The organism is Pseudomonas sp. NBRC 111123 (assembly GCF_001320205.1).
Classification (GTDB): Bacteria; Pseudomonadota; Gammaproteobacteria; order Pseudomonadales; family Pseudomonadaceae; genus Aquipseudomonas; species Aquipseudomonas putida_J.
Genome location: NZ_BCAZ01000023.1, coordinates 12,169 through 31,628 on the forward strand (window position 1 = coordinate 12,169; position 19,460 = coordinate 31,628).

Here is a 19,460-nt window from a genome sequence, read left to right on the forward strand (position 1 = left end):
GGCCGCCAACGTCGCGGCCCGACTGGAGAACACATAATGAGTCTTTCCGCCCTGCACACGGCTGCCGATGGCACCGCCGACAGCGAAAAAGCCCTGGTGCGCAAGGTCGCCTGGCGGTTGATGCCGCTGATCATGGTCTGCTACCTGTTCGCCTTCTTCGACCGCATCAACATCAGCTTCGCCAAGTTCCAGCTGCAGACCGACCTGGGCTTCAGCGACACCGCCTATGGCCTTGGCGCCAGCCTGTTCGTGGTCGGTTATGTGCTGTTCGAGGTGCCCAGCAACCTGATGCTGTACAAGGTTGGCGCACGCCGCTGGATTGCCCGCATCATGATTTCCTGGGGGCTGGCCACGGCCGCGATGGTGTTCGTGAGCAACGAGTGGCAGTTCTATGCGCTGCGCTTCATCATCGGTGCCATGGAAGCCGGCTTCGCCCCGGGTGTGCTGTACTACCTGACGCTGTGGTTCCCCAGCCACTACCGGGGCCGCATCACCTCGTTGCTGTTCCTCGCTTCGGCCTTCGCCGGGCTGTTCGGTGCGCCGTTCTCGGGCCTGATCCTCGGCCACCTCGACGGTGCCTTGCAACTGCGTGGCTGGCACTGGCTGTTCCTGCTCGGCGGCCTGCCTTGCGTGGCCCTTGGTCTGTTGGTGCTGACCCGGCTCAAAGACCGCATCGAGGACGCCGGCTGGCTGAACCAGGCGGAAAAGCAGCTGCTGCTGTCGCGCATCGACCCGCCGCAGGCCGCCCATGGCCAAGGCTCGTTGCTGCAGGCCATCCGTATTCCGGGTTTCCTGACCCTGGGGCTGATCTACTTCCTGATCCAGATTGCATCTTATGGCCTGAACTTCTGGGCGCCGCAACTGATCCGCAGTGCTGGTACCGAAAACCCGTCGATGATCGGTCTGCTGACGGCCATCCCCTACATCTGCGGCGCCATTGCCATGGTCGTGTGCGGGCGCCTGTCGGATGCCACGGGCGAACGGCGCGGGTTCACCGCCGGGCTGATCTCGCTGGGCGCGCTGGGCTTCCTCTGCGCCGGGCTGTTCGATGACAACACGCCGTTGCTGCTGGTGTCCCTCGGCCTGCTGGGCGCAGGTGTGGTGGCATCTATCCCGAGCTTCTGGGCATTGCCACCGAAACTGCTGGCCGGGGCTGGCGCCGGTGCAGCCGGGGGCATCGCCTTGATCAATACCTTGGGCCAACTGGGCGGTATCGTCAGCCCGGTACTGGTGGGCCGCATCCGTGACCTGACCGGCACCACCACACCGGCGCTGTACCTGATTGCCGGCGCCTGCGTGGTGACCGCGCTGCTGGTACTGTTCGCCCTGCCAGAGAAACTGCGCACACGGGATGTACCGAACCGTTGAGGCCCTTTCGCGGGCAGCCCGCCCCTACAGGAAAAGTAGTACCTGTGGGGCGGGCGTGCCCGCGAAAAAGCCGACACGGGTTCGAACTGTGAACCCGTTCGAGATGCCGTCTTGCCACGATTGCGCCGCTCTAGGCCGTGGGTTCTAATGCCCGACCCCGGCTTATCTTCGCCATCCAAGGACGCTTGAACATGTACAGGAAGATCGTACCGCTGGCGCTGCTGGCCACCCTGGCCGGCTGCTCGGACACCAAGGACGCCAGCGAGGCCAACTTCCACAAGGCGGCCCAGGCCTACCTCGACACGCAGTACCCCCACTGCTTCGTGGTCACCGATTTCCCCACCAAGACCCAGGACTTCGACGTCACCGGCACCAACAAGGCGCTGCATGCCCTGGCCAGGGTCGGTATCGTCAGCGAGCAGGAAATCTCCCGCGTCGAAGTGCCGGAGCGCCTGTGGCAACCGGCCCGCACCGATATCTACTATGCCTACGACCTCACTGACGAGGGGCGCAAGTACTACAAGGCCGATGCCCAGAAGATGCTAAACGGCCAGACCCGCGGCGGGCTGTGCTTCGGCAAGGCAGAGGTGACGGCGATCGAGCAGTTCAGCGAACCGGGGCAGATGATGGGCCACACCGTTGCCGATGTGACCTACGCCTACAAGATCACCGGCCTGCCGGACTGGGCGGCCAATGACGACGTCAGGGCCAACATCCGTGACCTGGGCACTGCCGTGGCGACCCTTGATAAGCCGGCCCGGGAAAAACGGGTAATGGTGCTGACCAACAAGGGCTGGGTGCACGAGCGTTTGTTCGACAAGTAAGGTTTACAGCCACCAGGCCAGAACCACCGGCAGCCAGAGGAACGACAGCACGGTCGAACACATCACCAGGTTCGCCACCTGCTCCGGCTGCCGGTTGGCGCGCACCGCCATCAGGTAATTGAACACCGCGACCGGCATCGCCGACTGCACCATCAGCACTGCCCGCTCCATGCTCTCCATGCCCAGGGCCGCGCCCACCGCCCAACCCACCGCCGCACCCAGCACGATGCGCACACCGCCCAGCAGCAGGCCGCCGCCGATATGCTGCGGGCGGATGCTGGCCAGCGACACGCCCAGGGTCAGTAGCATCAGCGGGATCGACATGCCGCCCAGCAGGTCGGCGGTGTTGGCCAGCCAGCGTGGCAGTTCGAAGTCGAGGAAGATGATCGGCATGGCGCCGGCCAGGCTGATGACGATCGGGTTGCGCAGCAAGGCCTTGAACGAGGCGACCGTGCCGGAAATGGCCATGCCCAGGGTGAACTGCACGATCGACAAGGTCAGGAAGAACGCCACCGCCAGGGCCAGGCCATGCTCGCCGAAGGCATACAGGCTGATCGGCAGGCCCATGTTGCCGGTGTTGGGGAACATGAATGCCGGCAGCAGCACCCGCCAATGCTGGCCCGAGACGCGGCACACCAGCAGCCCGGCCACAGCCATGCCCACGGTGCACAGCAGGCAGGCCAGGGCCATGCTGGTGAACGCCGTAGCGTCCAGCTCGGTGCGGCTCAGGGTCGACAGCACCAGCGACGGCGTACCGACGGTCATGACCATGCGGGCGATGAATTCGGTGGGGTAATCAAGGCCTTTGCGGGCCCAGGCGTAGCCAATGCCGGCGACGATGAAGACCGGGGCGAGGACGGCGAACAGCGAAGCGAGCATAGGCGGGCCTTCCTTGGTGAGAATGCCGATTATGCCGCAGCCTTGAGGAATCTGGGGCCGCTGCGCGACCCTTTCGCGACACAAGGCCGCTCCTACAGGACGTGCGATCTCCTGTAGGAGCGGCCTTGTGTCGCGAAAGGGTCGCGCAGCGGCCCCAAAGATGTCAGATCAGGGCACAAAGCTGTCGCATCCCGCCCTGCGTCGTCTCGTCGCAGGCCTTAGCCTCTTGGGCAAATCGATCACAACCCGTAGAATCGCGCTTCCTTTTCGCCCGTCGCCTTGAACGGTGGCAACCGGCAGCAACGACAGAGTCCAGGCCTGAACACATGGTGCCCATGTGAAATAGGCTCAACCGAATCCGCCCGGCCCCGCTCTTTCAGGGGCCAGCGGTTGAGTCTTGCCCAGGTCGCATCCAGCCCAGGCACATCCGTGCAGCTTTTTCGGCCCTTGATGGGTCCGTTTGGCGTGCGCGTTCGATGAGGCGTTTTTCTGACCGCCACTCCAACTTGAGGTTTGTATGTCTCCGCGTTTGCTGGCCATGGCGCTGGCGCCCCTGCTCGGGCTGTTCATCATTGCCCTGGGCAACGGCTTCATGTCTTCCCTTACCACCCTGCGCCTGGACGCTGCCGGAGAATCGGCAACGACCATCGGCATTGTCTCGTCGACCTATTTCATCGGCCTGACCCTCGGGGCCATCTTCAACGACCGGCTGATCCTGCGCATCGGCCATATCCGCGCCTACACCAGCTTCGCCTCGCTGATCGCCGCCACCATCCTGCTGCAGGGGCTGTTCTACGACGTTACCTGGTGGTCGGTGCTGCGGCTGATCAATGGCTGGGCGGCGGTCGGTGTATTCCTGGTGATCGAAAGCTGGCTGCTGCTGGCCGGTGACGCGAAGATCCGCGGGCGCCTGCTGGCGCTGTACATGATCGCTTTCTATGGCGCAGGTGTGATCGCCCAGGCCGGCCTTGGCGAAATCACCCACCTGGGCGACAGCGCCCCGTTCATGCTTGCCGGCATGCTCGCCGCACTGTCGGTACTGCCGATCGTGATCCTGCCGCGGGTATCGCCACTGCTGGATCAGGTCGAGCCGCTCAAGCCACGGCAATTGCTGGGCGTTGCCCCGTCGGGGCTGGTCGGCTGCTTTGGTTCGGGTGTGGTCATTGCGGGTATCTACGCCCTGTTGCCGCTGTACCTGCAGCGCATCGGCCTGGATATCGGCGAAGTCGGCAACATGATGGCCTGGGTGATCCTCGGCGCCATGCTGTTGCAATACCCGGTGGGGCGCTGGTCCGACCGCAAGGACCGCCAGGATGTGCTGATTGCCCTGGCCGGGCTGTGCATGGTGCTGTCGCTGGTCACGGTGTTCCTGCCTTCGGATTCGGCCCTGCTGCCGGCCATGCTGTTCCTGCTCGGTGGCGGCGTGTTCGCGCTATACCCGGTGGCGGTCAGCCATGCTGCCGACCGGGCGCCATCCGACGCCCTGGTGCCGATGATCCAGGGCCTGCTGCTGATCAACTCGCTGGGCTCGGCCATGGCGCCGCTGGCGATTTCGCCGGCGATGACCGAATTTGGCGAAGTGGGGCTGTTCTGGGCCTTTGCCGTGGTCAACCTGGGCATGGTGTGCTTCTTCCTCTGGCGCCGCGGCAAGCGCCCGGCGGCGGAGCACCCGGCGCCGTTCACGGCATCGACCACCTTCTCGCCGACCGGCGCGGAGCTGCGGGTGACCGAGGACCTGATGCATGCGGCGCAGGAACACCCGCCGCTGGAGCACACCGAAGCGGCTGCACCAACCGCGCAGCCAGACGCCAAGTAAATGCAGGGGCCGCTTATTAGCGGCCCTTTTTTTTGACCGCCCGTCGCCCATGGGGCACCCCAGCCTCCTCCGCCAGCCAAACGAATGACAGATCATCCTCCCAGGAGACTTGCCATGACCCGCATTCATTCGCTGTTGCTCGCCCTCGCCATGGGTATCGCCACCACCACCAGCTACGCCGCGACGGACATGACCAATACCGACAGCCACCCGAAAACCGACCAGCGCGGTGGCAAGACTGCCGGTGAAGGTAGCAGTGTCAACAACCCGGGCGGTTCCAAGGACAACGACAGCAGCGACACCGGCAGCAATACCGATGCCGCCGACGGTGCCGCTGGCGGCTCCAACAGCACCGGCGAAGCCACAGGCTCCGGTGCCGGCCACACCGGGGGCACTGCCGAAGACCAGGACAGCCGCTGACCGGTAGCTGGTCTACACTGCGGCGCTAAGCCCTGCAGAGGAATCGCCATGAACCTCAAACCCTGGCTGCTCGCCGCCTTGCTGCCTTGCACTGCCATGGCTGCTGGCGGCGATTCTGCCGCGCTGGCGATCAGCTCGTCGTCATTCACCGATGGCGGTGTCATTGCCCTGCAGCAGGTCGGGCCCGACCCGGCCTGTGGTGCCGGTGAGGGGCGCACGCCACAATTGAGTTGGAAGAACCTGCCTTACGGCACGCAGTCGCTGGCCCTGGTGATGTTCGACCCGGACGGTGGCAAGGGCCTGGGGATGGTGCACTGGATTGCCTACGACATCGACCCATCGCTTGGCGCGCTGGAGGAAGGCGCCGGCTGGCAGACCAGCCAGGCACTGATCGTCGGGCGCAACTCGCACGGCACCATGACCTACCGCGGGCCTTGCCCGCCAGCCGGCGACAAGCCGCACCACTATGCACTGACCCTGATCGCTACCGACCTGCCGCTGGGCACCTTGCCCGAAGCACTGGACCGCAACGGCTTGCTGGAACTGCTGCAGGGGCATGCGCTAGGGGCGCAGAGCCTGGTTGGCCGCTACGGGCACTGATTGCCGAGACTGGCATTGCTTGTAGGAGCGGCCTTGTGTCGCGATAGGGCTGCAGAGCAGCCCCAGGATCTATGCGTTGGAGCAGAAGGTGCTGGGGCTGCTCTGCAGCCCTCTCGCGACACAAGGCCGCTCCTACAATGACCGCGTCCCATCAGCGCCAATAACGCGAATCATCGACGATTTTCGCATGACCTTCGAACAACCCCGGCAGCTGTTCCTTGAGGTAATCGATCCAGGTCCGCACCTTGGCATCCAGGTAATGCCGCGACGGGTAGATCGCATACAGCGCGTTTTCACGTAGCCGATACGGCGCCAGCAGCCGCCGCAGGCGCCCCTGTTCGATGGACTGGCTGGCGGTGTAGAACGGTAGCAGGCCGATGCCCATGCCCAGTTCGCTGGCCACCAGCATGGCGTCGGCAACGTTGGTCAGGAAGCTGTCACGCGGGGCGATCACGCAGTGGTCGAGCCCCTGGGGGAACACCCAGTCACCTTCATGCATCGGATAGGCCATGCGCAGGCAGCGATGCTCGTGCAGATCTTCCGGCCGCTCGGGCACGCCATGGCTCTCAAGGTAGCTGGGCGCCGCGCAGGGGATGCTGAAGATGGTGCCCAACGGCACGGCAATCAGCTGCGAGTCGGGCAAGGCCTCGTCCACCGTGATCACCACATCATGCCCCTCGGCCAGCGGGTCGGGGTTGCGCTGGGACAGCGTCAGCTCGATGGCCACCTCCGGACATAGGGCGTTGTACCCGGCCACCAGCGGCATCAGCAGCATGCCCAGGCCGTGCGGGCAATGCAGGCGCAAGCGGCCACGCGGGGTGAGGTGCGCGCCGCGGGCTTCATCCATGGCCTCGTCGGTCAACGCCATGATCTGACGCGCCCGCTCAAGAAACCGCTCGCCCGCCTCGCTCATGCGCAGGCGCCGGGTGGTGCGGTGCAGCAGGCGGGTTTGCAGCTGGTTCTCAAGCTCGGCGACGATCCGCGACACCTGCGCCGCTGAAATGTCGAGGGCATTGGCGGCTGCAGCAAAGCTGCCGCACTCCACTACCCGGGCAAAGGTACGCATGGCGTGCAGCATGTCCATGGGGATTCGGCTCCTAGATCGATCTTATTCGTACGTTCCAGGCAGGAATCTATCACGACTTAGCCCATTTATTGAGGATCACCAATGAATACATCATTGGTAAAACATTGGAAAAGGAGCCTGCCATGAAACGTTCTATCGCTTTTGTCGCCCTGTCTGCCGCCCTTGCCTCGTTCGGCGCCTTCGCCGATACGCCGGCCAGCCAGCCGACCGCCAGCAACTATGAGTACGGTATGCCGCTGGATGTGGCCAAGGTCATCTCGATCACCCCGGCCAGCAACGCCGCCGACTGCCAGGTCGGTACCGCGCACATGGTGTATGTCGACCACAAAGGCCAGAAACGCGAAATCGACTACCGCGAAATGGGCAACTGCTCGCAGCAGTGAGTCAGGCCAGTACCGCGTTGATCCAGCCAATCTGCCGAGCGAACTCACGCAGTTTTTCCTGCGGGATGGCATCGCGGGCACGCTCGAAGTTGGCCAGGCTTTGCTGTTTCTGACCCAGCATACGCTGCCACTTGGTCAGGAACGCCGGGCTTTTCTCACGCATCAGCACTGGGCCGAAATACAACTCCTCGGCACTGTAGGCCACCGCCTCGTCGGGTTCGGCCACGATGATCTCGTAGTCGAAACGGTTTTCCCGCAGCAGTTCTTCGCTGACGATCCGGTAGCCGTTGTGCATCAGCCAGCTGCGCAGTTCGCGCTCATCGCCATTGGGCTGCAGGATCAGGCGCTCGTTGCCGTTCAGGCGCGCCTTGCCACGTTCTAGAATTTCGCACATGGTCTTGCCACCCATGCCGCACAGGCTGATGGCCGATATGCGGTCGTGGGGCTCGATGGCCTCCAGGCCGTCGGCCAGGCGCACGGTGACGGTTTCGCTCAGGCCATTGCGGCGCACATTGCGCTGCGCTGACGCGTAAGGCGTCTGCGCCACCTCACCGGCCACCCCGGCTTCGATCACGCCACGCAGCGCCAGTGCCACCGGCAGGTAGCCGTGGTCCGAGCCGATATCGGCCAGGCGCGCGCCTTGCGGCACATGCGCTGCCACACGCTCCAGGCGCATCGATAATGTCTGTTCGTTCAACTCCGGCCCCTTGCTCAACAATCGGCGGCGATTCTGACCGCCTGGGCGCGGTATTTCAATGCATAGAGGCCCAACGGCTCGACCCTTGCGGCCTGCTCGCGTAGGCTTGCCACTTTCCTTCCGTTGCAAGGCAAACCCCCATGGCAGATCTCATCTTCACACCGGATTCCGACGCCGAGTCCATTTCCTCCGACGTCGCCGAATACAACGGCATCCTTGTGACTACCCAGATTCCGGCCGATCTCGACGCCGACATCACCCAGCAGAGCGAGAGCACCCTGCAGGCCCTCAAAGACGCGCTGGAAAAAGCCGGCAGCAGCATGGACCGGGTCATGCACCTGACCATCTACCTGACCGACATGGCCGACCGCGCCGCGTTCAACGAGGTCTACCAGCGCTTCTTCAGCAAACCGTGGCCGGTGCGTGCTGCAGTTGGCGTGGCAGCGCTGGCCTACCCTGAGATGCGCGTAGAAGTCACCGCGATGGCTGCCAAACGTTAACCCGATTCGATCTGTGGTTGGCCCCTGGGGCTGCGTTGCAGCCCCCGCGATTCCAACCTTCAAAGCAGGACGCTGCATGCATTACCCCCCTTTTCGCCGCAAGGCCCTGATCGCCTTGCTGCCCGGCCTGGGCCTGTGCCCGCTGGCCCAAGCCGAAACCGCCACCACCTTCAACCTGCTGGAACCGGTGGTGGTCACCGGCACCTACACGCCCAACCCAAGCTTCGACCTGCCCTACTCCATCGACACCGTCGACCGCGACCAGATCGCCGATGGCCAACTGGGCGTCAACCTGTCGGAGGCGCTCAACCGCGTACCCGGCCTGGTGGTGCAGAACCGCCAGAACTACGCCCAGGACCTGCAGATTTCCTCGCGTGGCTATGGCGCCCGCTCGGCCTTCGGCATCCGTGGCATCAAGCTGCTCAGCGACGGTATCCCGGCCAGCACCCCGGATGGCCAGGGCCAGGCGGCCTCGTTGAACCTGGACGTGGCGGACCGCATCGAAGTGCTGCGCGGCCCGGCGTCTGCCATCTACGGCAGCAATGCCGGTGGCGTGATCCAGATGTTCTCCCGCGATGGCTCCGGCCCACCCAAGGTGGGCGCCGAAACCACCTTCGGCAGCGATGGCTTCAACAAGAACCACGTCTACAGCGAAGGCGGCAGCGAGCAGGCCGGCTTTCTGGTCGATGCCTCGCGCATGGACACCGACGGCTACCGCGACCACAGTGCCGCCCGCCGCGACCAGACCTTCGCCAAGGTGCACGTCAAACCGGACGCAGACAGCCGCCTGGCACTGATCTTCAGCACCTTGGAGCAGAACGGCACGCAAGACCCGCTCGGCCAGACCTGGGACGCCTACAAGCACGACCCACGCTCGGTGGCGGCGCGCGCCGAGGAATACAACACGCGCAAGAGCATCCACCACCAGCAGGTGGGCATGAACTACGAGCGCTATTTCGGCGATGCGACCCTGCAGTTCAACCTGTATGCCGGCAAGCGCAGCGTCATTCAGTACCTGTCGATCCCCAAGGGCACACCTGCGAACAACCGTGGCGGCGGCGTGGTCGACTTCGACCGCGAGTTCCACGGCGGCACCCTGCGCTGGATCCAGCCGGTCAGCGCCGCCCCCGGCAACCTGACGCTGACTTTCGGTGCCGACTACGACCGCAGCCGCGACGACCGCCGTGGTTTCCAGAACTTCAGCGGTAACGCCCTGGGCGTGAAAGGCGACCTGCGCCGTGATGAACAAGACACCGCCACCAGCCTTGACCCCTATGTGCAGGCGCATTGGGAACTGGACCGCTGGACCGTGGATGCCGGCTTGCGCCACAGCAGCATGGAAATGGAAGTGGACGACCGCTTCCTGGCCAACGGCGATGCCAGCGGCTCGAAGAACTACCAGCGCACCACACCGACCCTGTCGGTCATGTATGCCTTTACCCCGGACCTGCACGGCTACATCAGCGCTGGCAAGGCCTTCGAAACCCCGACCCAGGCGGAGATGGCCTACGCTCCCGGGGCACTCGAAGGCTTCAACTTCGGCCTGGAACCGGCTACCAGTACCCAGTACGAACTGGGCCTGAAGATGCGCCCGGATGAACGCACGCGGATCAACGCGGCGATCTTCGAAATCCGTACCAAGGACGAGATCGTGGTCGCGGCTTCGACCGATGGCCGTACCAGCTACCGCAACGCCGGCAAGACCCTGCGCCGCGGCTTCGAGCTGAGCGTGCAGCGCGAGCTGAACGCGCAATGGCAGGCCAACCTGGCCTATACCCTGCTCGATGCCACCTATGACGAGGCCTTTACCCAGGGCACCGCAACCATCGACAAGGGCAACCAGCTACCGGGCGTGCCGCGCAGCAGCCTGTTCGGCGAGCTGGTGTGGAAGCCGCGCGACGGTATTAGCATGGGGCTTGAGGGGCAGTACCGCAGCAAGGTGTATGTCGAGGACACCAACGACCAGCATGCGGCGCCGGGTTATGCGGTGTTCAACTGGCGCACGCAGTTCCAGCAGCATGTCGGGCCGTGGACGTTCCACCAGCTGGTGCGCCTGGACAACTTGCTCGACCGCCAGTATGTGGGCTCGGTGATTGTCGGCGATGGCAATGGCCGCTATTACGAGGCGGCGCCAGGCCGGTCCTGGTATGCCGGCGCGGGGCTGGAATACCAGTTCTGACCGCTTAGGGGCTGCCCTGCAGCCTTTCGCGGGCATGCCCGCTCCCACAGGGACCTGACCTGGCCTGGAGCTGATGGAGAACCTGTGGGAGCGGGCTTGTCGGGGCGCCGAACCGCCGCGAAAGGGCCGGTACAGCCAGCACACCTCTCGGCACTCAAGGATGCCACCCGCCCTATTCCCCGCTACAATGCCGCACTAAACCGTGACAGCCCGAACCTATAACGACATGTCCCTTCCAAAGAACCAACTGGAACTGCTCAGCCCTGCCCGCGACGTGGCCATCGCCCGCGAGGCGATCCTGCACGGCGCTGATGCCATCTACATTGGCGGCCCGAGCTTCGGCGCGCGCCACAACGCCTGCAACGAAGTCAGCGATATCGCCGAACTGGTCGAGTTCGCCCGGCGCTACCATGCACGCGTGTTCACCACCATCAACACCATCCTCCACGACAACGAGCTGGAACCGGCGCGCAAGCTGATCCACCAGCTCTACGACGCCGGCGTCGACGCGCTGATCGTGCAGGACCTGGGGGTGATGGAGCTGGATATCCCGCCGATCGAGCTGCATGCCAGCACCCAGACCGATATCCGCACCCTGGAACGGGCCAAGTTCCTCGACCAGGCCGGCTTCTCCCAGCTGGTACTGGCGCGCGAGCTGAACCTGCAGCAGATCCGCGCCATCGCCAGCGAAACCGACGCGGCCATCGAGTTCTTCATCCACGGTGCGCTGTGCGTGGCCTTCTCCGGCCAGTGCAATATCTCCCACGCCCAGACCGGGCGCAGTGCCAACCGCGGTGACTGCTCCCAGGCCTGCCGCCTACCGTATACCCTGAAAGACGACCAAGGCCGCGTGGTGGCGTTCGAGAAGCACTTGCTGTCGATGAAGGACAACAACCAGACCGCCAACCTGGCCGACCTGGTCGATGCCGGCGTGCGCTCGTTCAAGATCGAAGGCCGCTACAAGGACATGGGCTATGTGAAGAACATCACCGCCCACTACCGCAAGGAGCTGGACGCCATCCTCGAAGGCCGCCCGGAACTGGCCCGCGCCTCCAGCGGCCGTACCGAGCACTTCTTCCTGCCCGACCCGGACAAGACCTTCCACCGTGGCAGCACCGACTATTTCGTCACCGACCGCAAGGTCGACATTGGCGCCTTCGACTCGCCGACCTTCACCGGCCTTGCGGTCGGCGTTGTGGAGAAAGTCGGCAAGCGCGACCTGCAGGTGGTCACCGAAGTGCCGCTGACCAATGGCGACGGCCTCAATGTGCTGGTCAAGCGTGAGGTGGTGGGTTTCCGCGCCAACATCGCTGAGCCGCGTGGCGAGTTCGAGGAAGACGGCCAGAAGCGCTATCGCTACCGCGTCGAACCCAACGAAATGCCGGAAGGCCTGCACAAGCTGCGGCCGAACCACCCGCTGTCGCGCAACCTCGACCATAACTGGCAGCAGGCCCTGCTGCGCACTTCGGCCGAGCGCCGGGTCGGCGTGGAATGGCATGCGGTGCTGCGCGAACAGCGCCTGATGCTGACGGTGAGCAGTGAGGAAGGCGTCAGCGTGCAGGTGGCCCTGGACGGCCCGTTCGGCGTCGCCAACAAGCCACAGCAGGCACTGGACCAGTTGCATGACCTGCTCGGCCAGCTGGGCACCACGATGTACCACGCCAACAGCATCGAGCTGGATGCGCCGCAGGCGTTCTTCATCCCCAACTCGCAGCTCAAGGCCCTGCGCCGTGAAGCCATCGACGCGCTGACCGCGGCCCGTGTGCAGGCTCACCCGCGCGGTGCGCGCAAGGCCGAGACCACGCCAGCACCGGTGTACCCGGAGTCGCACCTGTCGTTCCTGGCCAACGTCTACAACCAGAAGGCCCGCGACTTCTACCACCGCCATGGCGTGCAGCTGATCGACGCGGCGTACGAAGCCCACGAGGAGCACGGCGAAGTGCCGGTGATGATCACCAAGCACTGCCTGCGCTTCTCGTTCAACCTGTGCCCCAAGCAGGCCAAGGGCGTGACCGGCGTACGTACCAAGGTGGCGCCGATGCAGTTGATTCAGGGCGATGAAGTGCTGACCCTGAAGTTCGACTGCAAGCCGTGCGAGATGCATGTGATCGGCAAGATGAAAAACCACATCATCGACCTGCCGACGCCAGGTAGCGCGGTGGCCCAGGTGGTTGGCCATATCAGCCCGGAAGATCTGCTCAAGACCATTCCCCGCGCCCCGCACTGATGTTCAGTCCGTGAGGCCCATTCGCGGCTAAAGCCGCTCCTACAGACGGCGCAATACCTGTAGGAGCGGCTTCAGCCGCGAAAGGGCCGCTCAGCGGCCCCGTTTTTTTGTCTCAGAGAATCCCCAACCCGCGCGCGGTACGGTCCACCGCAATGCGGGTTTTCTCCACCAGCTCATCCAGTTCGCTGTGGTTGGCCACCAAGGCCGGCGCCATGATCATCCGCCCCAGGGTCGAACGAATGATCACCCCTTCCTCGAAGCCATAAGTGCGGCACTGCCAGGCCAGGTCGTTTTCATTTGCATAGCGTTTGCGGCTGCCCTTGTCTTCGGCAAACTGCAGCGCCGCCACCAGGCCGGCGCCTTGCACCTGGCCAATCAGTGGGTGGTTGGCGAACACTTCGCGCAGGATGCGCTGCAAGTACGGGCCGGTGTCTTCCTTGACCTGGCGCACGATGCCTTCATCGCGCAGCGCCTTGAGGTTGGCGATGGCCACCGCTGCCGCAACCGGGTGCCCGGAATAGGTCAGGCCGTGGGCAAACACCCCGCCCCGCTCGACCAGTGCCTCGGCGATGCGCTTGCTCAGCACCAGGCCGCCCATCGGCACGTAACCTGAGGTCAGGCCCTTGGCGATCGACAGGGTGTCCGGCTCGAAGCCGAAGTATTCATGGGCGAACCACTCGCCAGTGCGGCCAAAACCACCGATCACTTCGTCGGCACACAGCAGCACGTCGTACTGGCGGCAGATGCGCTGGATTTCCGGCCAGTAGCTTTCTGGCGGGAAAATCATGCCACCCGCGCCCTGGAACGGCTCGGCGATAAAGCCGGCGACGTTCTCGGCACCCAGTTCAAGGATCTTCTCTTCCAGCTGCAGGGCGCAACGGCGACCGAACTCGGCCGGGGTCAGGTCACCGCCTGCGGCGTACCAGTAGGGTTCGTCGATGTGCGCCACATCCGGGATCATGCCGCCCATCTCATGCATGAATTTCATGCCGCCCAGCGCAGTGGCTGCGAGGGTCGAGCCGTGGTAGCCGTTCCAGCGGCCGATCATGATCTTCTTGCTCGGCTGGCCAACCACCTGCCAATAGCGGCGCACGGTGCGGATCAGCACCTCGTTGGCCTCGGAGCCGGAGTTGGTGTAGATGGCATGGCTGTAGTGGCCTGGCAGCAGGCTGAACAACAGCTCGGACAGTTCGATTACCGCCGGGTGGGTGGTGTGGAAGAACATGTTGTAGTAGGCCAGCTGGTCCATCTGCGTGGCGGCGGCGGCAGTCAGGTCCTTGCGGCCGTAGCCGAGCTGGGTGCACCACAGGCCCGACATGCCGTCGAGGTAGCGCTTGCCGTCGCTGTCCCACAGGTGCAGGCGCTCGCCACCGACGATCACGCGCGGGCCTTCGGCGTTCAGCGCCTTCTGGTCGAGGAAGGCGTGGATGTGGTGGGCGGCGTCGCCGGCCTGGTAGTCACGGGTATTGCGCTGGGCTTGCAGCTTGGCTTGGAACGGTGCGTTCATTGTTGTTCTCCAGGGTAAAACGCGGCGTGCAGTTGTCCCTGCCAGACCGCTGACAGTAAAAATCGGGTGGGGTGAAGCGGCGCGTTCAGCGCCTTCGCAGGTAGCTTTCCAGAGGGTCTTTGCTCAGGCCTTCCTGAGCCTGGGCGAGCGAGTCGATGAACAGCGAAAACAATTCGGACTGCTTGGCGATATCGAGCTTGGTGTACAGATTCTTGCGGTGGGTCTTGACCGTGTCTTCGCTGATGCCCAGGCGCTCGGCCAGGGAACGGGTCGAGTGGCCGCGCAGCAGGTACTGGGCGATGCGGCACTCGCGCTCGGTGAGCAAAGAGGAGCCGAAGTTGTTCAGTGCGGCGTTGATCTGCCGGCCCAGGGCGCTCTCGAAACGCCCGCCGATGGCGTCGACGTCGAGGTGGCTCCACTGCCGCCGTACGGTGGCCACGACCCACGGTGCCACGCACTTGAGGTCGTTGACCTGCTGACGGTCCAGGCGGCGGGTGCTGGCCAGGGCCACGGCGATGGTCAGGTGTTCGTCGAGCGGCACGATGAAGTTGAGCTCGTCTTCCAGGTGGGCGTGCTGGTAGAACGCCAGGTAGTACTCGCTGCGCTTGAAGTGGTCGGGGGCGACGTCGCTGAGGCGGTAGCAACCGGGGGCGATGCCGTCCATGCAGGCGCGGTAGAACGGGCACAGCAGGTAGTAGCCTTCGAGGTACTTGTGGATGTTGCCTTCTGGCAGCCAGGGGCCTTCCTCGTCCTTTTCGAACAACGCCGAGGGCAACCCTTTGCGTGGGTAGAGGAACACGGTGATGGCCTGGCATGGCGCAATCAGCTTGAGTGCGGCGAACAGCGCCTCGACAAAGCCGGGCGAGCCCTGAGCATCGACGACACGGGCCATCTGCGCGTACCAGTCGGGCGATTTCAGCCGGTCTTTGCTCATTGTCGTGATCCCATGCCGGGGTTGTTGTGGTTGGAATTCTTGCATGGGGCAGTGGTACAGGCCATCACCCTTCGGGGTGAGGGGGGGGAAATTGGCTTGGAGCGGGTAGGTTTTCAACGACGGTCTTGCAGCGCCTATCCGATCGAGCGACGCCCGCGCGGCGCATCGCGGATGAATCCGCTCCTACATCTATTCCGGGCCAATCAGTCCTGGGGATACACCGGTGTCCAGCTTGTTTGTTCCCTGCAATATCCAAGGTGACGCTGTTGCCGTACCCCTTTTTCCAGCCATGCGCCAAGGGTACGCGCGCCAAGGCCGCAGGAATAACTGGCCCGAAACAGATGTAGGAGCGGATTCATCCGCGATGCGCCGCGCGGGCGGCGCTCGTTCTCACAGACACTGCAATTCCATCGGCAAGCACCTATCAGCCCCTACGCATCCTCCCCTGCTGGATGCATAGCATTTGACGCCACTCGCGCCGCATGCTCTCCTTACGCCTTGCGTCAGGTGCCCCCCTTGGGGGTGAAACGGGAAATCGGTGCGTCACAGGCCCTCGCCAGGGCTGGGCAAATCCGGTGCTGCCCCCGCAACGGTAAGCGAGCGAAGCATCCAGACCACTGTGCCACGCAGTTCGGCATGGGAAGGTGATGCTTTTCAAGGAGCCCTGCTCCTCCTCGCAAGCCCGGAGACCGGCCTGGCGTTCATGAACACCCCGCGGTGGGCGGGCGCTGTCGCATTCCCTCGGGTGCCTCGCCCCCGGGGCTGCCGCGCCTGTCCCATGCCCTTACAAAAAGCAAAGCAGAGGATCGCGTCATGCCCATCACCAGCGCCAAACACAGCATCGCCACCCCCGTATCCCTCAGCCAGCGCATGGTCATCGCCGTCGGCGCCAGCCTGCTCGGCCTGTGCCTGGTCTACTTTGCCGGCTTCTCGCATATCGAAGCCGTGCACAACGCCGCGCACGACACCCGCCACAGCGCCGCCTTCCCTTGCCACTGAGGCTGCCATGATCAAGCGTATCGCCCGCACTGCCGGGTTCAGCGGCCTGCTCGCCGCCCTGTTGCTGACCCTGCTGCAAAGCTTCTGGGTCGCACCGCTGATCCTCCAGGCGGAAACCTACGAATCGGCCGCCCCCGCAGCCGAGCACCACAGCCACGGCGAAGAAGCCAGCGCCGGCCACAGCCACAGCGAAGAAGCCTGGTCGCCAGAGGATGGCTGGCAGCGCATCCTGTCGACCACCGGCGGCAATCTGGTGGTTGCCGTCGGCTTCGCCTTGATCCTCACCGCCCTCTACAGCCTGCGTGAACCGAGCCGCACCAGCACTGGCGCACTGTGGGGACTGGCCGGCTTTGCCGTGTTCTGCCTGGCACCGACCCTGGGCTTGCCGCCAGAACTGCCAGGCACTGCCGCCGCCGACCTCGGTCAGCGCCAGAGCTGGTGGATCGGCACCGCAGCCGCCACCGCACTGGGCCTGGCATTGCTGGTGTTCGCCCGCCATGGGTTGCTCAAGGCACTGGGCGCGGTACTACTGGTAGTGCCCCACGTGGTCGGCGCGCCACAGCCGGAGGTCCACGAAAGCCTGGCCCCGCAAGCGCTGGAAAATCAGTTCAAGATCGCTTCCTGGCTGACCAACGCGGCGTTCTGGGTGGCCCTGGGCCTGCTCAGCGCCTGGCTGTATCGCCGCTCCAGCCACGCCTGATGGCTATCGACCCAACCCTGCCGGCGTTGTACGCCGGCTTCGGTTGCCGCCGGGGCTGCCCGGTGGAGGTTCTCGATACCTTGTTGCAGGAAGTGCTGCAGCGTCATGGCCTGAGCACCTCAGCGCTTCACGGCATTGCCAGCATCGCCGGCAAAGCCGATGAGCCAGGCCTGCAACAACTCGCCGCACGTCACGCCCTGCCGTTGCTGGTTTTCGATGCCGGGCAACTGCAGGCGTTCGAGCCACAACTCAGTCACCGCTCCCCTGTCGCCTATGCCCACAGCGGCTGCTGGGGCGTGGCCGAGAGCGCGGCACTGGCCCTGGCCAGCCTCAGTCACGCTCGCGCCACACTCAAGGTGGCCCGGCAGGTGCTCGGCCCCGCTACCCTGGCACTGGCCTGCAGCAGATAATCGCATTTTTCACCTATTCAAGGATTTGCCATGACGGTCTACTTCATCGGCGCCGGCCCCGGCGATCCGGAACTGATCACGGTCAAGGGCCAGCGCCTGATCCGCCAGTGCCCGGTGATCATCTACGCAGGCTCCCTGGTACCCGCCGCGGTGCTCGAAGGCCATCGTGCCGGGACGGTCATCAACAGTGCCGAACTTCACCTTGAGCAGATCATCGACGCCTTCCGCGCCGCCCATGCCAAGGGCCAGGACGTGGCCCGGGTGCACAGTGGCGACCCCAGCCTGTACGGCGCCATCGGTGAGCAGATCCGCCACCTGCGCGAACTGGGCATCGACTACCAGATAGTCCCCGGGGTCACAGCCACCGCAGCCAGTGCGGCGCTGCTTGGCTGCGAACTGACCCTGCCGCAAGTGGCACAGACGGTCATCCTCACCCGCTACGGCGACAGCTCCCCCATGCCCGCAGGCGAACAGCTCGGCGACCTTGCCCGCCATGGCAGCACCCTGGCCATTCACCTCGGGGTCAAGCACCTGCCACGCATCGTCGAAGAACTGCTGCCCCACTACGGTCTCGACTGCCCGATCGCAGTGGTTCATCGCGCCACCTGGCCGGATCAGGACTGGGTGCGCGGTACGCTGGCCGATATCGTCGAGCAGGTTGCCAGCAAGGGCTTTCGACGCACCGCACTGATCCTCGTCGGCCATGTGCTCGGCGATGCACCGTTCACCGAGTCGGCGTTGTACCGCGCCGGCCACGCCCACCTGTACCGCCCCGGCGAGTAGCATTGCAAAGGCGACAAAGGGCGGAGCAGACTGCACATTCCACCAGACCGGAGGGATACCCATGCTGGAGCTGCGCCCTAATTGTGAATGCTGTGATGCCGATCTGCCGGGCGATAGCCCGGATGCGATGATCTGCTCTTTCGAATGTACCTTCTGCCGCCACTGCGCCCACAGCCGCTTGCAGGGGCGCTGCCCGAATTGCAGTGGCCAGCTGCTGGCCCGCCCAACACGGGTGGGCCAGGCCTTGAGCAACAACCCCGCCTCGACCCAGCGCGTCCTCAAGCCACACCCGGCCTGCGCCTGACCTTCCCCCCAGCACAGGTATCGTCGCCTCTGGCGATGCCTGTAACGGCATTTTTGTAGGAAATTTCTACAATACCGGCTTGCTTGTTCAACATATCTATACTCGCCATTACCTAGGATCTGGAATGGTCGTATCGTGCCGCACAGCAGAAAAAGCTTGCAGACGTCTCCTGATTGCTTCGGGGGGCCGACCACATTCCGACAGGAGTTAGTGACATGACAACAGTGCTGATCGTTGATGATCATGCCATCGTCCGTTTTTCCTTGCGCATACTGCTTGAGCGTGAGCGCTTCCGTGTCGTCGGCGAAGTCGACAATGGCAGTGAAGTGGCGCAGAAGGTGCGCGATTTGCGGCCCGATGTGGTGGTGCTGGATATAGGGCTCCCCGGCCTGGATGGCATGGAGGTCATCAAGCGCCTGCAACAACAGGAACCAGCACCGAAAATCATGGTGCTGACCGGGCAGGCCACCGATCTTTACGTACGCCGCTGCCTGGATGCCGGCATCGGTGCATTTGTCACCAAAGGCGAGGATCTGGACGCCGTAGTATTCGCCCTCAAGGCCCTGATCAAAGGCTACTCCACCTTTCCGCAGATGGCGGTCAACAGCAACACCCTGGAGAGCGAGCCTGAGCGCCTGAGCAGCCTGTCCAACCGCGAGATGGAAGTGCTGCGGCGCCTGAGCCGTGGTGAAAACAACAAGAACATCGGCGCCTGCATGAACCTCAGCGCCAAGACCATCAGCACCTACCGTGGTCGCATCATGGAAAAGCTCAAGACCGAGTCATTGGTGGAAATGGTTGATCTGGCCAAACGCAACCATGTCAACTGAACACCCGGGCAGT

General features: G+C 64.2%; 20 protein-coding genes and 1 riboswitch. Of the genes, 15 read left to right on the forward strand and 5 right to left on the reverse strand.

The features are described from left to right. The first annotated feature begins 36 nt into the window (after positions 1-36). Together APH27_RS13600 and APH27_RS13605 are read left to right on the forward strand one after the other, a co-directional pair. Complete coding sequence (locus APH27_RS13600) at positions 37-1,368, forward strand: MFS transporter (protein ID WP_060485085.1); 1,332 nt, start codon at positions 37-39, stop codon at positions 1,366-1,368. A 191-nt stretch (positions 1,369-1,559) separates the two neighbouring features. Further along, positions 1,560-2,192 carry a hypothetical protein gene (locus APH27_RS13605; RefSeq protein ID WP_027918998.1) on the forward strand — a complete coding sequence of 211 codons (633 nt, stop codon included), beginning with the start codon at positions 1,560-1,562 and terminating at the stop codon, positions 2,190-2,192. Positions 2,193-2,195: 3 nt separating this feature from the next. Here APH27_RS13605 and APH27_RS13610 read toward each other — a convergent pair whose 3' ends face one another. Further along, on the reverse strand, positions 2,196-3,071 hold the full coding sequence (locus tag APH27_RS13610) for an AEC family transporter (RefSeq protein ID WP_060485086.1): 876 nt from the start codon (positions 3,069-3,071) through the stop codon (positions 2,196-2,198). Positions 3,072-3,588: 517 nt separating this feature from the next. Here APH27_RS13610 and APH27_RS13615 point away from each other — a divergent pair. The 3 genes from APH27_RS13615 to APH27_RS13625 all read left to right on the forward strand — a co-directional run bounded on the left by APH27_RS13615 (position 3,589) and on the right by APH27_RS13625 (position 5,907). Beyond that, positions 3,589-4,887 carry an MFS transporter gene (locus APH27_RS13615; protein WP_060485087.1) on the forward strand — a complete coding sequence of 433 codons (1,299 nt, stop codon included), beginning with the start codon at positions 3,589-3,591 and terminating at the stop codon, positions 4,885-4,887. Positions 4,888-5,001: 114 nt separating this feature from the next. Further along, positions 5,002-5,307, forward strand: coding sequence for a hypothetical protein (locus tag APH27_RS13620; RefSeq protein WP_027919001.1), 306 nt, complete (start codon positions 5,002-5,004; stop codon positions 5,305-5,307). A 48-nt stretch (positions 5,308-5,355) separates the two neighbouring features. Further along, positions 5,356-5,907, forward strand: a complete 552-nt coding sequence (locus APH27_RS13625; protein WP_060485088.1) for a YbhB/YbcL family Raf kinase inhibitor-like protein — start codon at positions 5,356-5,358, stop codon at positions 5,905-5,907. A gap of 151 nt (positions 5,908-6,058) precedes the next feature. Here the strand turns inward: APH27_RS13625 and APH27_RS13630 are convergent, their stop codons facing one another. Continuing rightward, positions 6,059-6,991 carry a LysR family transcriptional regulator gene (locus APH27_RS13630; RefSeq protein WP_060485089.1) on the reverse strand — a complete coding sequence of 311 codons (933 nt, stop codon included), beginning with the start codon at positions 6,989-6,991 and terminating at the stop codon, positions 6,059-6,061. Positions 6,992-7,116: 125 nt separating this feature from the next. Here APH27_RS13630 and APH27_RS13635 point away from each other — a divergent pair, with 125 nt between their 5' ends. Next, the gene (locus APH27_RS13635) at positions 7,117-7,377 is read left to right on the forward strand and encodes a DUF2790 domain-containing protein (RefSeq protein ID WP_027919004.1); all 261 of its coding nucleotides are present in this window, start codon (positions 7,117-7,119) and stop codon (positions 7,375-7,377) included. Between the two features lies 1 nt (position 7,378). Here APH27_RS13635 and APH27_RS13640 read toward each other — a convergent pair whose 3' ends face one another. After that, positions 7,379-8,074: a tRNA (adenine(22)-N(1))-methyltransferase TrmK gene (locus APH27_RS13640; RefSeq protein WP_060485090.1), complete on the reverse strand. Its 696-nt coding sequence runs from the start codon at positions 8,072-8,074 to the stop codon at positions 7,379-7,381. 140 nt (positions 8,075-8,214) lie between these two features. Between APH27_RS13640 and APH27_RS13645 the strand changes: the two genes are divergently transcribed. The 3 genes from APH27_RS13645 to APH27_RS13655 all read left to right on the forward strand — a co-directional run bounded on the left by APH27_RS13645 (position 8,215) and on the right by APH27_RS13655 (position 12,980). Beyond that, a complete protein-coding gene (locus tag APH27_RS13645) occupies positions 8,215-8,574 on the forward strand; it encodes a RidA family protein (protein WP_060485091.1) in 360 nt (119 codons plus the stop codon). Positions 8,575-8,650: 76 nt separating this feature from the next. Continuing rightward, complete coding sequence (locus APH27_RS13650; protein ID WP_060485092.1) at positions 8,651-10,753, forward strand: TonB-dependent receptor; 2,103 nt, start codon at positions 8,651-8,653, stop codon at positions 10,751-10,753. A gap of 226 nt (positions 10,754-10,979) precedes the next feature. Further along, on the forward strand, positions 10,980-12,980 hold the full coding sequence (locus APH27_RS13655) for a U32 family peptidase (RefSeq protein ID WP_060485093.1): 2,001 nt from the start codon (positions 10,980-10,982) through the stop codon (positions 12,978-12,980). Positions 12,981-13,092: 112 nt separating this feature from the next. Here APH27_RS13655 and APH27_RS13660 read toward each other — a convergent pair whose 3' ends face one another. Both APH27_RS13660 and APH27_RS13665 read right to left on the reverse strand, forming a co-directional pair. Beyond that, complete coding sequence (locus APH27_RS13660) at positions 13,093-14,487, reverse strand: aspartate aminotransferase family protein (protein WP_060485094.1); 1,395 nt, start codon at positions 14,485-14,487, stop codon at positions 13,093-13,095. A gap of 85 nt (positions 14,488-14,572) precedes the next feature. Beyond that, on the reverse strand, positions 14,573-15,421 hold the full coding sequence (locus APH27_RS13665; protein WP_027919010.1) for a helix-turn-helix transcriptional regulator: 849 nt from the start codon (positions 15,419-15,421) through the stop codon (positions 14,573-14,575). Between the two features lie 488 nt (positions 15,422-15,909). Beyond that, a riboswitch (cobalamin riboswitch) is annotated at positions 15,910-16,134 on the forward strand. 100 nt (positions 16,135-16,234) lie between these two features. Here APH27_RS13665 and APH27_RS13670 point away from each other — a divergent pair. From APH27_RS13670 to APH27_RS13695, 6 genes are all read left to right on the forward strand, one after another. Continuing rightward, a complete protein-coding gene (locus APH27_RS13670) occupies positions 16,235-16,420 on the forward strand; it encodes a CbtB-domain containing protein (RefSeq protein WP_027919011.1) in 186 nt (61 codons plus the stop codon). 7 nt (positions 16,421-16,427) lie between these two features. Then, positions 16,428-17,120 (forward strand): CbtA family protein, encoded by a 693-nt coding sequence (locus APH27_RS13675; RefSeq protein WP_060485095.1) that lies wholly within the window; start codon positions 16,428-16,430, stop codon positions 17,118-17,120. Positions 17,121-17,137: 17 nt separating this feature from the next. Further along, positions 17,138-17,530: a cobalamin biosynthesis protein gene (locus APH27_RS13680; RefSeq protein WP_027919013.1), complete on the forward strand. Its 393-nt coding sequence runs from the start codon at positions 17,138-17,140 to the stop codon at positions 17,528-17,530. Between the two features lie 30 nt (positions 17,531-17,560). Then, positions 17,561-18,313 (forward strand): precorrin-4 C(11)-methyltransferase, encoded by a 753-nt coding sequence (cobM, locus tag APH27_RS13685; RefSeq protein ID WP_060485096.1) that lies wholly within the window; start codon positions 17,561-17,563, stop codon positions 18,311-18,313. Positions 18,314-18,374: 61 nt separating this feature from the next. Then, positions 18,375-18,617: a DUF1272 domain-containing protein gene (locus tag APH27_RS13690; RefSeq protein ID WP_027919015.1), complete on the forward strand. Its 243-nt coding sequence runs from the start codon at positions 18,375-18,377 to the stop codon at positions 18,615-18,617. A 215-nt stretch (positions 18,618-18,832) separates the two neighbouring features. Then, a complete protein-coding gene (locus APH27_RS13695) occupies positions 18,833-19,447 on the forward strand; it encodes a response regulator transcription factor (protein WP_027919016.1) in 615 nt (204 codons plus the stop codon). Positions 19,448-19,460 lie beyond the last annotated feature (13 nt).

Bases quoted from the DNA above. Each gene is read 5' to 3' on its own strand.
- APH27_RS13690 (WP_027919015.1), top strand. From the start codon at position 18,375: ATGCTGGAGCTGCGCCCTAATTGTGAATGCTGTGATGCCGATCTGCCG.
- APH27_RS13615 (WP_060485087.1), top strand. From the start codon at position 3,589: ATGTCTCCGCGTTTGCTGGCCATGGCGCTGGCGCCCCTGCTCGGGCTG.
- cobM (WP_060485096.1), top strand. From the start codon at position 17,561: ATGACGGTCTACTTCATCGGCGCCGGCCCCGGCGATCCGGAACTGATC.
- APH27_RS13620 (WP_027919001.1), top strand. From the start codon at position 5,002: ATGACCCGCATTCATTCGCTGTTGCTCGCCCTCGCCATGGGTATCGCC.
- APH27_RS13610 (WP_060485086.1), bottom strand. From the start codon at position 3,071: ATGCTCGCTTCGCTGTTCGCCGTCCTCGCCCCGGTCTTCATCGTCGCC.
- APH27_RS13665 (WP_027919010.1), bottom strand. From the start codon at position 15,421: ATGAGCAAAGACCGGCTGAAATCGCCCGACTGGTACGCGCAGATGGCC.
- APH27_RS13670 (WP_027919011.1), top strand. From the start codon at position 16,235: ATGCCCATCACCAGCGCCAAACACAGCATCGCCACCCCCGTATCCCTC.
- APH27_RS13675 (WP_060485095.1), top strand. From the start codon at position 16,428: ATGATCAAGCGTATCGCCCGCACTGCCGGGTTCAGCGGCCTGCTCGCC.
- APH27_RS13605 (WP_027918998.1), top strand. From the start codon at position 1,560: ATGTACAGGAAGATCGTACCGCTGGCGCTGCTGGCCACCCTGGCCGGC.
- APH27_RS13695 (WP_027919016.1), top strand. From the start codon at position 18,833: ATGACAACAGTGCTGATCGTTGATGATCATGCCATCGTCCGTTTTTCC.
- APH27_RS13645 (WP_060485091.1), top strand. From the start codon at position 8,215: ATGGCAGATCTCATCTTCACACCGGATTCCGACGCCGAGTCCATTTCC.
- APH27_RS13660 (WP_060485094.1), bottom strand. From the start codon at position 14,487: ATGAACGCACCGTTCCAAGCCAAGCTGCAAGCCCAGCGCAATACCCGT.
- APH27_RS13630 (WP_060485089.1), bottom strand. From the start codon at position 6,991: ATGGACATGCTGCACGCCATGCGTACCTTTGCCCGGGTAGTGGAGTGC.
- APH27_RS13655 (WP_060485093.1), top strand. From the start codon at position 10,980: ATGTCCCTTCCAAAGAACCAACTGGAACTGCTCAGCCCTGCCCGCGAC.
- APH27_RS13625 (WP_060485088.1), top strand. From the start codon at position 5,356: ATGAACCTCAAACCCTGGCTGCTCGCCGCCTTGCTGCCTTGCACTGCC.
- APH27_RS13600 (WP_060485085.1), top strand. From the start codon at position 37: ATGAGTCTTTCCGCCCTGCACACGGCTGCCGATGGCACCGCCGACAGC.
- APH27_RS13635 (WP_027919004.1), top strand. From the start codon at position 7,117: ATGAAACGTTCTATCGCTTTTGTCGCCCTGTCTGCCGCCCTTGCCTCG.
- APH27_RS13650 (WP_060485092.1), top strand. From the start codon at position 8,651: ATGCATTACCCCCCTTTTCGCCGCAAGGCCCTGATCGCCTTGCTGCCC.